Source organism: Blautia sp. DFI.9.10, assembly GCF_024461705.1.
GTDB lineage: Bacteria > Bacillota > Clostridia > Lachnospirales > Lachnospiraceae > Blautia_A > Blautia_A fusiformis.
The window spans coordinates 14,245-29,354 of record NZ_JANGAA010000017.1; the positions used below are offsets into that span (position 1 = coordinate 14,245).

Consider the following 15,110-nt stretch of genomic DNA (forward strand, 5'->3'; position numbering starts at 1 on the left):
TAGAGGAGGAACTTGTGGTGAATAACAAAACCATAGATGCTAAAATACTTTCCAGAATGTTTCTGTCCGGAGCAAAGAATCTGGAAGCGAAGAAAGAGTGGATCAATGAACTGAATGTGTTTCCTGTACCTGATGGAGATACGGGAACCAATATGACGCTTACCATCATGTCTGCTGCTTCTGAAGTAGGTGCTCTTACAGATCCGGATATGGAATCCCTGGCAAAGGCAATTTCTTCCGGTTCCCTCCGTGGAGCCAGAGGTAATTCTGGTGTTATCCTGTCACAGCTTCTGCGCGGATTTACCAGAGGTGTGCGTAAACTTACAGATCTGGATGCACCTGCCATTGCCGCAGCTATGGAGCGAGGCGTTGAAACTGCATACAAGGCAGTTATGAAACCAAAAGAGGGAACCATTCTTACTGTAGCCAGAGCTGCAGCAGACAGAGCAGCAGAGCTTGCTGATGCTGCAGAAGATCTGGATGCTTTTTTCGACGGGATCTTTCAGCATGCAGAGGAAACTCTTGCCAGAACACCGGAGATGCTTCCAGTCTTGAAAGAAGCAGGTGTTGTGGATTCTGGCGGACAGGGACTTCTGGAAGTTTTCCGTGGTGCCATCGACGGATATCATGGAAAAGAAGTGGATTATTCCCAGTTTGAAGCAGCAGCTCCTAAGATCACAAAGATTTCTCCTCAGGCAGAGGCAGATATCAAATTTGGATATTGTACAGAGTTTATTATCCTTCTTGAAAAACCGCTTCCACAGGATGAGATCGACCGTTTCCGTGAATTTCTGGATTCCATCGGTGATTCCATTGTTTTGGTAGCTGATGATGAGATTGTCAAGGTACACGTACACACCAATCATCCGGGACAGGCTTTTGAACGCGCACTCACGTATGGTCAGCTTTCCCGTATGAAGATTGACAATATGAGAGAAGAACATCAGGAAAAACTGATCAAAGATGCGGAAAAACTTGCAAAAGAACAGGCAGAAAACAAAGAACCACCAAAGGATCATGGATTTATTTCCGTATCCGTAGGTGAGGGACTTTCTCAGATTTTCCGTGAGCTTGGCGTAGATTATCTGATCGAAGGCGGTCAGACTATGAATCCGAGTACCGAAGACATGCTCAATGCTATTGAGAAAGTAAATGCAAAAACAATTTATATTTTCCCGAATAACAAGAATATTATCCTTGCAGCTAACCAGGCAAGAGATCTGACTGAGGACAAGGAGATCATTGTAGTACCAACCAAGACAATCCCACAGGGAATTTCCGCAATGATCAGCTTTGTTCCGGAGAAGGGCAGCGAGGAGAACCTTGCTTCCATGACCGATGCGATTTCCAGAGTGAAGACCGGACAGATTACTTATGCAGTCCGTGATACACGTATTGATGACAAGGAAATCCATGAGGGAGATATCATGGGAATCGGTGATGCAGGTATCCTTGCAGTAGGCAGAGATCGACTTCAGGTAGCGGAGGAGATGGTAGCAGAGATGGTTGACGAGGAATCTGAGATCATCAGTGTTTACTATGGTGAAGATGTATCTGAGGAAGATGCAGAGGCACTTTCTGATTCTCTTACCGAGAAATATCCGGAGTGCGAGGTTGAGCTGAACCAGGGTGGACAGCCAATTTACTACTATCTGATTTCTGTAGAATAAAGAGCACAAAAAATGAATGATAAGACACCTTTACGTGAATTAAAAGGCGTGGGTGAGAAAACAGAGAAGCTTTTCCAGAAGATCGGGATCACGACTGCGGAAGAGCTTCTCCGTTATTATCCGCGGACTTACGATATATATGAGGAGCCTGTGGAGATTGCATCAGCAGAGGAGGACAAAACAGTCTCTATCCGTGCCACTATAGCAACAGGTATTTATATTAACCAGATACGCAATCTCCAGGTTCTGACAACAACTGTGGCAGATGCAAGCGGCCGATTGCCGGTTGCCTGGTTCAATGCGCCTTATTTGAGGGGAACACTCAAAAAGGGCAGTGTGTTTATCCTCAGAGGAAAGATCATCAGAAAAAAAGGCCGTCCGCAGATGGAACATCCGGAGATTTTTACCCCGGCAGCTTATGAGGAGATCATTCACAGTATGCAGCCTGTATATGGTCTGACGAAAGGACTTTCCAACAAGATGATCACGAAGTTGGTCCATCAGATTTTGGATACAAGGCCTCTCCATGGGGAATATCTGCCGGAGGAGATACGGGAACGCTATCAGCTCGCAGATGCTAATTATGCGATCCGGACTGTTCATTTTCCGAAAAATATGCAGGAGCTTCTCACAGCCAGGAAACGTCTGGTATTCGATGAATTTCTGCTTTTTGTGCTGGCAATACAGCTCTTGAAGGAGAAAACAGAAGAGGCTCCAAACACTTTTCCAATGAAACCAGTATGGACAACCGAGGAGATCATAGAAGGGCTTCCCTATGACCTGACCGGAGCCCAGAAGAATGTCTGGCATGAGATCGAACGGGATCTGAGCGGTCATAAGCTGATGTCCAGGCTTGTACAGGGGGATGTTGGTAGCGGCAAGACCGTGATCGCATTTTTAGCTATGGTACTTTCAGCAGAGAATGGATTTCAGAGTGCATTGATGGTACCGACAGAGGTTCTGGCAAATCAGCATTACGAAGGCTTTCTGAGGCTGATGGAAGAACAGAATATCGCTTCCTGCCATCCGGTGCTTCTGACAGGATCTACCACAGCCAGACAGAAGCGTGAGATCTATCAGAAGATTGCAGACGGTGAAGTGAATGTGATCATCGGAACTCATGCCCTGATCCAGGAAAAGGTGGAATATAAGAATCTGGGGCTTGTGATCACAGATGAGCAGCACAGATTCGGCGTTCGCCAGAGGGAAGCGCTGACGACCAGAGGAAATCCGCCTCATGTACTTGTTATGAGCGCAACCCCCATTCCCCGGACACTGGCGATCATTTTATACGGAGATCTGGATATTTCGATCATTGACGAGCTTCCTGCAAAAAGACTTCCGATCAAGAATTGCGTAGTAGGAACTTCCTACCGTCCCAAGGCGTATTCTTTTATTGAAAAGCAGGTGCAGATGGGAAGGCAGGCTTATGTGATCTGTCCTATGGTGGAAGAGAGCGAAGGCCTGGAGGCAGAGAATGTTACAGATTATGCCAGAAGGCTTCAGGAGATCCTTCCGGGGGAGATCAAAGTAGAAATCCTTCACGGAAAGATGAAGCCAAAAGAGAAAAACAGGATCATGGAGGCGTTTGCTTCCGGCGAGATCCAGGTACTGGTATCTACCACAGTTGTGGAGGTTGGAGTGAATGTGCCAAATGCTACCGTCATGATGGTAGAAAATGCAGAACGTTTCGGGCTTGCCCAGCTTCATCAGCTTCGGGGCCGTGTAGGGCGTGGAGAGCATCAGTCTTACTGCATTTTTATCCAGGGAAATAATGAAGAAAATACTTCTAAACGTCTGAAGATCCTCAATGAATCCAATGATGGATTTTATATAGCCGGAGAAGATCTGAAGCTTCGGGGCCCAGGAGATCTTTTCGGTATCCGCCAGAGCGGACTGATGGAATTTAAGATCGGTGATATCTACAATGATGCGGGAATCCTGAAAAATGCAAGTGAAGCAGCTGGTGAGATCCTGGCACTGGATTTTGATCTTATCCTGCCTCAGCATAAGGCTTTAAAGGAGCATCTCAAGGGGTATATGAGTGAAGAACTGGAAAATCTGGGGATCTAATTGGATGGAGCAAAGCGAAGAATCAGAACTTCGTTTTAGTATAAAAAGAAAAAGGGAGAAAACAGGATGAGGAGAAAAATGATCAAAAAACTTCTGTGTGTCGTTTTATCAGGGTCTATGATCTTTGGCAATGCAGGGATAACCATGGCTTCAGAGACAGAACCGGAAACAGTCCAGGAAAATGTAAATGAGGAGACTGACAGTCCAGAGGAAAGTTTTTCTGAGGAAGATATTTTTGAAGATGGAATCTCAGCAGACGATGAAGCAGCAGAATTACCTGATAGCACAGAACAGGAATTAGAAGAAGAGCCGGAAGAAGCGGATAATATAGAAATGTCGGAGGACACTGAAAATCTTTCGGAAGAACCGGAAACAGAAGAAATGGCAGAAAGTGATGACTTTTCTGATGGAGAAGAAGATGCTGTAAGTGCTTCCGCAAGCATGATGGATGGAGGAATCACCGGAGATATTGCCTGGTCAATTGATACATCCGGATGTCTTACATTAAAAGGAAACGGTGACTATGATACCTCAGATTATTATTGGGATGCAGAAAGGGGCTGGAGTAAATGGCAGGATGATATTAAAACAGCCATAGTTGAAATTTCCGGAATCACAAAGACAAGAGCTATGTTTAAGGGATGCAGGAATCTTACCAGGATCACTTTTAAAAACTGTGATTTCAGTAAGGTGACAGATATGGCCTTTATGTTCTCAGATTGTGAAAGCCTTACACAGCTGGATACTGGTTCATTGAAAACCGGAAATGTATCTCATATGCAGGGAATGTTCCGAAATTGCAGTAAATTAAAAACTCTGGATGTCAGTAAATTTGATACTTCAAAAGTTAATGATATGAATAGCATGTTTTTAGGCTGTGAAAGCCTTACACAGCTGAATGTCCGGAATTTTAATACTTCCAGAGTGACAAGGATGAGCGGAATGTTCCGTGAATGTCGGAATCTTAAACAGTTGGACGTCAGTAGATTTAATACAGCGAATGTTACGACTATGGAGGAGATGTTTTATTGCTGTGAAAGCCTTACACAGTTGAATGTCAGTAATTTCAATACAGCAAATGTTGTATATATGAACGGTATGTTCGAACGGTGCGAAAGTCTTACACAGTTAAATGTACGAAACTTTAATACATCAAATGTAGAAGATATGGGCAAAATGTTCTGTACTATGAGCAAGCTCAAGTCTCTGGATCTGAACAGTTTTAATACTTCTAATGTACAGAATATGTATTTCATGTTTTATGGAAATGAGTCTTTAACAAGCCTCAATATTAAGAATTTTGATACATCCAAGGTAGTAGATATGAATTCTATGTTTGGCGAGCTTAAAAAAATGACTTCTCTGGATGTTTCTGAATTTAACACATCAAAAGTAAAATCTATGGAAGGAATGTTTTCACGCTGCTATGCGTTAAAAGCTGTGGACGTGAGCCATTTCAATACTTCTGAAGTGGTAAAGATGGGATATATGTTTAACTCCTGTAGCAGCCTGGAATCTCTAAACCTCAGTAAGTTTAATACATCTAGCGTCAATGATGCAAGATATATGCTGTACTATATGGATAATCTTAAAACACTGAAAACAATCCCGAACCTGAAGTGCTCTATAGAACTTCCATTTACCATGTCAGACAGCTCAGGCAAAAAATATACGACCATGCCAACGAACAGTAAATGTATCACTTTAAAGGTAGTTGCTTCAAAACCAGTAGTTAGAAAGAGCATCAAAACGGCAAAGGTAACTGTAAAAACTGCAACTTACAATGGAAGTCCGCAGAAGCCAGGTGTAACTGTTAAACTTGGAAATACAACATTAAAAAGCGGCACAGATTATACAGTAACTTATTCTAATAATACAAAAACGGGAACAAAAGCTGTTGCAAAAATCACAGGAAAGGGAAGTTACAAAGATTCTGTTTCTAAATATTTTACCATCAAAGCATGCAGTCTTGACGGTAAAGTTCAAGTTAATTTGAAGACAACGATTTACACCTGGGATGGACAGGCAAAAACTCCCGCATTTTCTATTTATATGCCGAAAGCCAATGCGGCCGGAATGATCTCATTACAGAATGAAAAAGATTATACATATAAATATCTTAATAATAAAGAACCTGGAACAGCAACCTTACAAATCACAGGAAAGGGCAATTTTACAGGTACAAAAAAAATAGCTTATAAGATCAGCAAAGCAAAACAGCCGGTAAAAGTTACACCAGGAAGTATTACAAAACTTTATACAGACAAAGGCAAATCCTACAAAATCAGTGTTTCAGGAAAAAAAGAATTTGCAAAAGTGACATATTCAACCACTAATGCAAAAATTGCATCTGTAAAAAATAGCAAGATTATGCTTAATGGAGAGGGAGTGGCAACAGTTACTGTAAAAGTTGCGGCGACCAAACATTATCAGGCACAGAATATTGCAATTAAGATTAATGTGCTGAAAAGACAGAATATTACCACAGCTGTAAAGAATGGGGCAAAAATAGCGTATTCCACTACAATGAAATCTCTTGGTGCCAAAGTTCCTTCAGAAGGTGGGAAACTTACTTATAAGTCCTTAGATACCAGTATTGTTTCTGTGGATTCCAAAGGTAATTTGAACTTTAAAAAGGCAAAGAAGCTTGGAAAAGTTACAATCCAGATCACTGCAGCGAAATCTTCTTCCTATGCTCCGGCAACCAGGAAACTGACGATCACTACGGTAAAAGGAACTCCATCTGTCAGCTGTGTACAGCAGCAGGAACGTAAGATCTATGATGGAGCATTCAATCTCGGGGCAAAAGCAGATCAGAATGCAACATTGGTTTATTCCAGCAGCAACAGTGCTATTGCATCGGTAGCTTCTGATGGAACGGTTACTTTGAAGGAATGGCAAGAAAACGATATTCAGAGAGAAGTGCAGATCACAGTTACTACAAAAAGTACAACGTTTTATAATGCAGCGAAGCCGGTAATTGTTAATCTTACTGTTATTAAAAAGAAAAATCTGCAGCAGAGAATTGAAGATGAAAAAATCAAATTTCCTGATGGGAAATTTTGGAACCATGTTGTAAACAGTTATTCAGATCTGACAGATAATCTAGACAGCAGCGGAGCTCCTGAAAGATTTCAGGATACGATCAGTGATGTTCCATGCAAACATCACGGAACTCAGAGCGGAATTGATCCGATACCAGGTAATGGCGAGTATGATTGCAATAAGTTTGACGGGGCTATCCAGTGTGATGGGTTTGCAAGAAAAGTATTTTATGATATCTGGGAAGGGCAGAGAGTATCAGGCCTTCAGAGAATATATGATAATAATGTTCAGGTAGGAGACTATGTGCGCATCAATAATAATGGACATTCGGCTATCGTTACAGAAGTTTACAGTGATTCATTTAAAGTGATAGAGTGTAATCTGGATGGGGACGGACGTCATCATAATTGTCTGCTGCGTCATAACTGGACATATAGTAAAAGCAGTGTAACTTATCGTGTACATGCTGTAAATTACAGCCTTAACTAATAGACTTTTGAAACTTTTCTTTACAAAACTTTCAAATCGTAGTATTGTATTGCATGAGAAAAGATTAACAAATCCCTTGTAAGGAGGCTATAAACATGGCTAGAACAAAGAAAGCTGCAACCAAGACAACTGTAAAAACGGCTTCAGTAAGCGAGACTCCTGCAAAATCTGTAGTAACCGCATCCGAAGAGAAAGCTGTTAAGGCTGAGACACCAAAGACAGACGATGCAAAAGTTTCTGTAGAGACAAAAGCAGCTGAGAAGACAGCAGAGGTAAAACCTGCTGCTGCGAAACCAGTAGAAGTAAAAGCAGCAGAAGTAAAATCTGATGAAGAGAAAACAACAGCTGTAAAATTAGAAGAGCCGGCTAAGAAAACAGCCGCCAAGAAGACAACAACACGAAAAACAACTGCTGCTAAGAAAACAACAACCAAGGCGGCTGCTAAGACAACAGCAACTAAAACAACAAGAAAGACAGCAGCCAAGAAAGCTGAGCCAGTGACAGAAGTATATGTTCAGTACTGGGGCAAAGAGATACATACTTCAGAGGTTGCTGACAGGATCAAAAAGATCTGGACAGAGGATATGGGCAAAAAAGCTTCTGAACTGAAAGATCTCAAAATCTACATTAAACCCGAAGATAATGGTGCACATTATGTGATCAACGGAGATGTTACAGGATTTATCGGACTGTAAACAAAATCTTCATCGAACAGTATTTTAAAATATATATATTGGCCTGTTATAGAGAATGCCTATAGCAGGCTATTTCTTTTGCATATTTGACCAATTCCAAATAGCATGTTATTATTCATTCAAGTAATAACATACTAAATAGATAGGGATATGGTAAAATGAAACAGATATTATGCTTTGGAGATTCCAATACATGGGGATATGACGGAGAGAGCAGAGAGAGACTACCGTGGGGAGTACGCTGGACAAGCCTTCTCCAGGAAAAACTGAATAAAGAAGAATATCGCGTGATCGAGGAAGGACTGTGCGGAAGAACAACGGTTTTCGAAGATCCGCTCCGCGACGGAAGAAAAGGAACTGCACTTCTTCCCACACTTCTGGAAACACATGCCCAGGCGGATGTGATCACTCTAATGCTGGGAACCAATGACTGCAAAACTGTTTTTGGAGCATCCGCAGATGTAATCGGAAAGGGAATCACAAGACTGCTGGATCAGATCCAGGAATACGCACCAAGAGCGAAAGTCCTTCTCATGTCTCCCATCTATCTGGGAGAAAAAGTATGGCAGGAAGGATATGACCAGGAGTTTTCCAGAGAGTCTGTGATCGTTTCCAGAAATCTGCAGCCTGTTTATGAAAAAATCGCAGCTGAACGTCATATCAGTTTCCTTCCGGCAGCATCCTATGTACATTGCTGTGACGCAGATCAGGAACATCTGAATGCAGCAGGACATAAGAAATTTGCAGAGGTTGTATATCGAAAAGTACAGGAATTGCTGTAAATGAATATAGGATTTTAAGACTTTTGGATCTTATATAAAATAAAAAGATGTTGCCTGGCAGGTTTTCAGTTCTGTCAGACAGCATCTTTTTTTGCATGAGCTTAGATCAACTCAGCATAGCAATGAAACTACCTGCGCGTACAGATTTAGTACTGCTGGCCGCCCTGGGAACTGCCGGACATCTGACGCTCCTGCGCCTCGATCATCTTTTTGACCATATATCCGCCTACGGATCCGTTCTGTTTGGAAGTCAGGTTTCCGTTGTATCCGTCTGTAAGCGGAACACCCAGCTCGTTTGCTACCTCATATTTGAAACGGTCAAGTGCGCCCTTTGCTTCCGGTACAACTGCTTTGTTAGAAGAAGTGTTACTTGGCATAATTCATTTCCTCCTTGGTTGTTATTTGGTTTGATGTTACATTGCTAGTATGTGAAAACCATAAAATAATACACTGGCAGTTAAAGGAAATTTAACATATAAAAATATTTCTGTTCATAAATTATACCGCAGTAAAAACCGAATGTATGGTTGCTTTTTGACTGGAATTGCGGTTATAATAATCTCTGCATCACATATAATATCTGTCAGACAAAAAAAGTAAGGGGGTCCCGTGAAAAAGAAGCGTTATCCTACATACAAGCGAAAATATAAACGAAAAAAACAGCCCAGGCGAAAAATACTCACAGCCATTATCCTGTGTGTCATCCTTGCAGTATGTAATGGCTGGATGCCGCCGCGGAGCCTGAAAGAGGTAAAAGATCAAAGCCGGATCTTCGGACAGGTATTTCTTACATATATAGAAGAAAATGCGCAGATCCTCTGGGAAGATGTTTCGGAATCCGCTTCCGATGCAGTGGCAGGATTGCTGAAACAATCCCAGACGAAGACAGGAGGGCAGACAGAATCTGTTTCTCTGGATCAGATTCCAGAATACAGTGGCAGTCCATATGTGGAGATCAATAGAAATGTACCCTCTTTTTCTGATAAAAAAAGCGCAGGACCTGCATACGAATTTTATAGTGAACTGGATTCCCTAGGGCGCTGCGGTTATGCAGAATCCAAGGTCACACCGGAGCTGATGCCTGCCGAAGAGCGAGGAGCGATCGGAATGGTGAAGCCTACAGGATGGCATACTGTAAAATATGAAAATGTAGATGGCAGGTATCTGTATAATCGCTGCCATCTTATCGGGTATCAGCTGACTGGAGAGAATGCAAACAAGAAAAACCTTATCACAGGAACCAGATATCTCAATGTGACGGGAATGCTTCCTTTTGAAAATGAGGTTGCAGATTACGTGCACAGTACAGGAAATCCCTGCATGTATCGTGTAACTCCGTTTTTTAAGGGAGATGAACTGGTAGCCCGGGGTGTGGAAATGGAAGCCGAATCCGTTAAAGACCAGAAGATATCTTTCCATGTTTTTGTTTATAACATACAGCCGGGAATTGAAATTGATTATACTACAGGAAACAGCTGGGAAGAATAGAGTATATGGAGTAACGCCGGGGAAAATATTAATTTTTCATGAATTTACATGAATTAAATTGCACTTTTTTGGGCGTTATGCTAGAATCAGTTACAGAGTTATATGATTTTACCTATATAAAGGGGAAAAAGGGATGTAACCCAAGGGCAGAATGGAGAGGTGAATTATGAATTTAGGAATTATTGCGCATAACAGTAAGAAAGTTCTGATTGAAGACTTCTGTATTGCATACAAGAATATCCTTGCCAAACATGAAGTATATGCAACCGGAACAACAGGAAGAAGAATTGAGGAGGCAACCAGTCTTCACGTTCACAAGTTTCTTGCCGGAAGTATAGGCGGAGACAAGCAGTTTATGGAGATGGTAGAGCGTCAGGATCTGGATATGGTGATCCTGTTTTATAACCCTGTCATGATGGACCCGGTAGAGCCGGATATCATGAGCATTGTTAAACGCTGCGACCAGTACAACATTCCGGTTGCTACAAATATTGCCACTGCGGAACTTCTGATCCTTGGACTGGCCCGCGGTGATCTGGATTGGAGATTAAATCTGAAATGAGAGTCATAGCAGGAAAAGCACGTAGATTAAACTTAAAAACCATTCCCGGAAATGAGACACGACCAACAACAGACCGTATTAAGGAAACTCTTTTTAACATTCTCCAGCCTGAAATACCGGGTTGTCGGTTTCTGGATCTGTTTTCCGGAAGCGGAGCGATCGGTATTGAAGCTCTGAGCCGTGGAGCCGAGTATGCCGTGTTTGTGGAAAAAAATCCCAAAGCATGTACTTGCATCCGCGAAAATCTTTCATTTACAAAACTCACGGATGGTGGTAAACTGCTGAACATGGATGTGCTTCAGGCACTGCGTTCACTGGAAGGCGGAGAACCATTTGACTGTATTTTTATGGATGCACCATACGAACAGCATCTGGAACAACCAGTCCTTGAGTATCTGGCTGACAGCACTCTTGCAGATGAAAACACGCTGATCGTTGTGGAGGAAGATCTACATACGGATTTTTCTTATGTAGAGGACCTTGGATATCATCTGGTACGTTCCAAGGAATATAAAACCAACAAGCATGTTTTCCTAAAAAAATGAAAGAGAGACAGACATATGATAACAGCAGTATACCCGGGAAGCTTTGACCCGGCAACCTATGGCCATCTTGACATCATTAAGCGGGCAAGCATTTCATTTGACCGGGTTATAGTGGGAGTTTTGCATAATTCTGCAAAAAGTCCGTTGTTTTCTGTAGAAGAACGTGTTAAGATACTAACAAAGGCGACAAAAGATATCCCGAATGTGGAGGTGAAAGCATTCGAGGGCCTGTCAGTGAACTTTGCCAGGGAAAACCATGCCCAGGTGATCGTTCGAGGGCTTCGTGCTGTCACGGATTTTGAATATGAACTGCAGATGGCCCAGACTAATCGTGTTCTGGCACCGGATGTGGACACCGTTTTTCTTACAACCAGTCTGGAATATGCATACTTAAGCTCCACGATCATGAAAGAAGTTGCTAATTTCGGAGGAGATCTGAGCAAATTCGCTCCACGTGAGATTACGGATGCAGTCGAAGAGAAATTGAAAAAAAGAGAAACAGAGAAATAAGGAGAGTGTATTATGAGCAGCAGAATTGAACAGATTATTCAGGAGATTGAAGAGTATGTGGACAGCTGTAAATTCCAGCCTCTTTCCACTACCAAGATCGTAGTGAACAAAGAAGAGATTGAGGAGTATTTACGTGAACTTCGTCTGAAAACTCCGGATGAGATCAAACGTTATCAGAAGATCATCAGCAATAAGGATGCGATCCTTGAGGATGCTCAGGCTAAAGCTGACAGTCTGATCGCAGATGCTCAGGCCAAAGCTCAGGAACTTGTTACACAGCATGAGATCATGCAGAAAGCATATGCACAGGCAAATGAGACCATAAATGCTGCAAACAAGCAGGCTCAGGAGATTCTTGATTCTGCAACACAGGATGCAAACAGCATTCGTCTCAGTGCGATCACATACACAGATGATATGATGGCTAATATCGGTTCTGTCCTGAATCAGACACTTGAAGATGCCGGTGGTAAATACAAAGCATTTATTGATGCTCTGCAGAGCTGCCTTGAGGTTGTTAATCATAATCGTCAGGAGCTTGCACCACAGACTGCTCAGGCAGCGGCAATCTCCAATACCTTCCAGGATGATGACAGTTCTTCTATAACAAAAGAAGACGAAGATCTGTTAGACGATATCGGAGAAAACTAGGATCAGGAATATCGCACTGGCGTTCAGACATTTTGAAATGGCGTAGGGGATCAGTGACAAACTGTTTTCCAATACGCTTTTTGTCTGAGCCATGACGCAAAAGCCACCAAAAGAAGTCAGGAGCATAGAAGCAAGGTATCTGCTTTTCCATGGCAGTGGTGCGCCGGCAATCTGTTTCAGCCCGGTAGTTAGTTCCAGTGGTGCTGTGAACAGCATACAGCTTTGTGCATGAAATGGCCAGTAAAAGCTGATACTGGCGAGTATCAGTGAGAAGAGGAGAATATAGCCCCCGAGACGTGTGATGGTTTCAAATCCGTCCATGATCGAGACATCCAGGATGACTCCTATGGAGTCCTGTTGGTATGTCTCTTTTTTTATCTTGTTTACGCAGACAGAGTCCACGGTATGCCCGCGATATACAACGAAACGAAAAAACAGCATACAAAAGAGATCTGCCGCCAGAAAAGTGAGGATCATCTGTACTGCTGATATCTTATTTTTCAAGAGTATCCCGGAAAGATAGGAAATGATAAATGCGGGACTTGCATTACAGCTAAACGTAAGAAGATATTCCCCTTCTCTGCGGGAAATCTGCTGGTCTATGTACAGATCATGTGCCAGTTTGGCTCCCATAGGATATCCGCATAACAGACCCAGGATCAGAACATAGGCTCCAGCAGGTGAAAGCCCGAAAAACGTTTTCCAGAAGAAAGCAGATGGTTTCAGAAGCTTCCGGATATTTCCAGTTTTTAATAATGCTCCTGTCAGGATCAGAAATGGCAGCAGAGTGGGAATCATGATATTCAACCACAATCCAAGTCCATTTTTTACTCCGGTAAGAGCTTCTTTTGGGTGAAAAAGCAGAAAAAACAACAGGCAGATATAGAAAAATATGATTATTTTTCGTTTCATAAAAACAGGTCCTTGCTTTTTTTACAGTATATGATTATTATAAAAGACAAATGAATTTATGAAGCAGAAGGAGGCAGAATTTATGCCAGTATTAGAAAATTGTGAACCAAAGAGAGTTTTTCATTATTTTGAAGAAATCTGCAAGATTCCTCATGGTTCCAGAAATACAAAACAGATCAGTGATTTCCTTGTGGAATTCGCGAAGGATCATGGATTCAGATATGTACAGGATGAGCTGAATAATGTAGTGATCTACAAGCCAGGCACACCAGGATATGAGAATTCTCCCACAGTGATCATCCAGGGCCACATGGACATGGTATGTGAAAAACGACCGGATGTAGATCATGATTTTACAAAAGATGGTTTGAACATCTCTGTAAAAGATGGTTATATCACAGCCAACGGAACAACTCTTGGCGGTGATGATGGTATTGCAGTTGCTTATGGCCTTGCCCTTCTTGACAGTACAGATATTCCACACCCTCCTCTTGAAGTACTGCTCACGGTTGATGAGGAGATTGGTCTTCTTGGTGCAGTCGGTCTGGACTGCAGCGTGCTGAAGGGAAGAAGATTTATCAATCTGGATTCTGAAGCGGAGGGAAGTCTCTGGATCAGCTGTGCCGGCGGTCTTTCCGGTATCAGCCATATCCCTGTCCAGCGCGTAGAAGGAGAAGGAGAAAAGGTACAGGTCAAAGTCTGTGGACTTATGGGCGGACATTCCGGTGCCGAGATTGACAAGAACAGAGCGAATGCCAATAAACTTATGGGACGGTTTCTTTACGGACTTAAGAAAAAAGCGGAATATGCCCTTATTTCTCTTACAGGCGGACAGAAAGACAATGCCATTACAAGAGAGTGCACCGCAGAATTTCTTACGGATTCCGTTGCTGAGGTAAAAGCTTACGCAAAAGAGCTCCAGGAGCAGCTCCGTGAAGAATATACTGGTTCTGACGAAAACATTACTTTTGAAATAACAGAAAAGGGTACTGCAACAGCAGAGGTTCTTCATCCTACAAGTCAGGAAAAGATCGTATTTTATCTGCAGAATGTACCATTCGGAATCCAGAAAATGAGCGGAACCATCAAAGGCCTGGTGGAAACCTCCAGCAATATCGGTATCCTCCGTCTGGATAGGGACGAGCTTTTTGCAAGTTCCAGTGTAAGAAGCTCTGTAGACGCTGCATGCAGTGCATTATCTGATAAGATTGAATATCTCACAGAATTTCTTGGTGGTGACTATGAAGTACAGGGTGCATACCCGGCATGGGAGTACAGAAAGGAATCTCCATTACGAGATAAAATGGTTGCAGTTTTTGAGGAAATGTACGGACATAAGCCTGAAGTCGTAGCGATCCACGCAGGCCTTGAATGCGGGCTTTTCTATAAAAAAATGGAAGGACTGGACTGCGTATCCCTTGGACCGGATATGAAGGATATCCATACATCCGAGGAGGTTCTCAGCATTGCTTCCACAGAAAGAGTATGGAACTATCTTGTACAGGTTCTCAAAAATCTGAAAGACTGATCCCGTTCGGAGTATGTTCGAACTTTTACCCTGGAGAGACGTAAGGTTTCTCCAGGGTATTTTTATGCCCTGATAAAAAATATTCATAAAATACAGAATTATACATATATATAGATTTGTGGATGCATCACACAAAAAGGAAAATAATTCTATATTTTTT

At 42.4% G+C, this 15,110-nt stretch carries 12 protein-coding genes and 1 pseudogene; 11 read left to right on the plus strand and 2 right to left on the minus strand.

The window, feature by feature from the left end; translation table 11 throughout:
* Positions 1-17 precede the first annotated feature (17 nt).
* The 5 genes from NE671_RS10965 (at position 18) to NE671_RS10985 (ending at position 8,754) form a co-directional block, all read left to right on the plus strand.
* Entirely contained in the window at positions 18-1,670 is a 1,653-nt protein-coding gene (locus NE671_RS10965; RefSeq protein WP_129975407.1) for a DAK2 domain-containing protein, read from the plus strand.
* 12 nt (positions 1,671-1,682) lie between these two features.
* Positions 1,683-3,743 (plus strand): ATP-dependent DNA helicase RecG, encoded by a 2,061-nt coding sequence (gene recG / locus NE671_RS10970; RefSeq protein WP_129975410.1) that lies wholly within the window; start codon positions 1,683-1,685, stop codon positions 3,741-3,743.
* A 78-nt stretch (positions 3,744-3,821) separates the two neighbouring features.
* Complete coding sequence (locus NE671_RS10975; RefSeq protein ID WP_161206365.1) at positions 3,822-7,277, plus strand: BspA family leucine-rich repeat surface protein; 3,456 nt, start codon at positions 3,822-3,824, stop codon at positions 7,275-7,277.
* 95 nt (positions 7,278-7,372) lie between these two features.
* Positions 7,373-7,972, plus strand: coding sequence for a DUF6465 family protein (locus NE671_RS10980; protein ID WP_192926489.1), 600 nt, complete (start codon positions 7,373-7,375; stop codon positions 7,970-7,972).
* A 158-nt stretch (positions 7,973-8,130) separates the two neighbouring features.
* A complete protein-coding gene (locus tag NE671_RS10985) occupies positions 8,131-8,754 on the plus strand; it encodes a GDSL-type esterase/lipase family protein (protein WP_015524905.1) in 624 nt (207 codons plus the stop codon).
* A gap of 146 nt (positions 8,755-8,900) precedes the next feature.
* Here NE671_RS10985 and NE671_RS10990 read toward each other — a convergent pair whose 3' ends face one another.
* A complete protein-coding gene (locus NE671_RS10990) occupies positions 8,901-9,131 on the minus strand; it encodes an alpha/beta-type small acid-soluble spore protein (protein ID WP_022426343.1) in 231 nt (76 codons plus the stop codon).
* Between the two features lie 475 nt (positions 9,132-9,606).
* Here NE671_RS10990 and NE671_RS10995 point away from each other — a divergent pair.
* From NE671_RS10995 to NE671_RS11015, 5 genes and pseudogenes are all read left to right on the plus strand, one after another.
* Positions 9,607-10,236 (plus strand): annotated as a pseudogene (locus NE671_RS10995) (DNA/RNA non-specific endonuclease); the annotation flags it as partial.
* A 172-nt stretch (positions 10,237-10,408) separates the two neighbouring features.
* A complete protein-coding gene (locus tag NE671_RS11000) occupies positions 10,409-10,804 on the plus strand; it encodes a methylglyoxal synthase (RefSeq protein WP_015524908.1) in 396 nt (131 codons plus the stop codon).
* Positions 10,801-11,349, plus strand: coding sequence for a 16S rRNA (guanine(966)-N(2))-methyltransferase RsmD (gene rsmD, locus NE671_RS11005; protein ID WP_015524909.1), 549 nt, complete (start codon positions 10,801-10,803; stop codon positions 11,347-11,349). The genes NE671_RS11000 and rsmD overlap by 4 nt, the downstream gene beginning before the upstream one ends.
* Positions 11,350-11,364: 15 nt before the next feature.
* Positions 11,365-11,859 carry a pantetheine-phosphate adenylyltransferase gene (gene coaD / locus NE671_RS11010; RefSeq protein WP_015524910.1) on the plus strand — a complete coding sequence of 165 codons (495 nt, stop codon included), beginning with the start codon at positions 11,365-11,367 and terminating at the stop codon, positions 11,857-11,859.
* A 12-nt stretch (positions 11,860-11,871) separates the two neighbouring features.
* Positions 11,872-12,510, plus strand: a complete 639-nt coding sequence (locus tag NE671_RS11015; RefSeq protein WP_015524911.1) for a hypothetical protein — start codon at positions 11,872-11,874, stop codon at positions 12,508-12,510.
* Here NE671_RS11015 and NE671_RS11020 read toward each other — a convergent pair.
* Positions 12,487-13,422 carry a sporulation integral membrane protein YlbJ gene (locus tag NE671_RS11020; protein ID WP_021651491.1) on the minus strand — a complete coding sequence of 312 codons (936 nt, stop codon included), beginning with the start codon at positions 13,420-13,422 and terminating at the stop codon, positions 12,487-12,489. The two genes, NE671_RS11015 and NE671_RS11020, sit on opposite strands and share 24 nt — an antisense overlap.
* An 82-nt stretch (positions 13,423-13,504) precedes the next feature.
* Between NE671_RS11020 and NE671_RS11025 the strand changes: the two genes are divergently transcribed.
* Entirely contained in the window at positions 13,505-14,950 is a 1,446-nt protein-coding gene (locus NE671_RS11025; RefSeq protein ID WP_022426340.1) for an aminoacyl-histidine dipeptidase, read from the plus strand.
* Positions 14,951-15,110 lie beyond the last annotated feature (160 nt).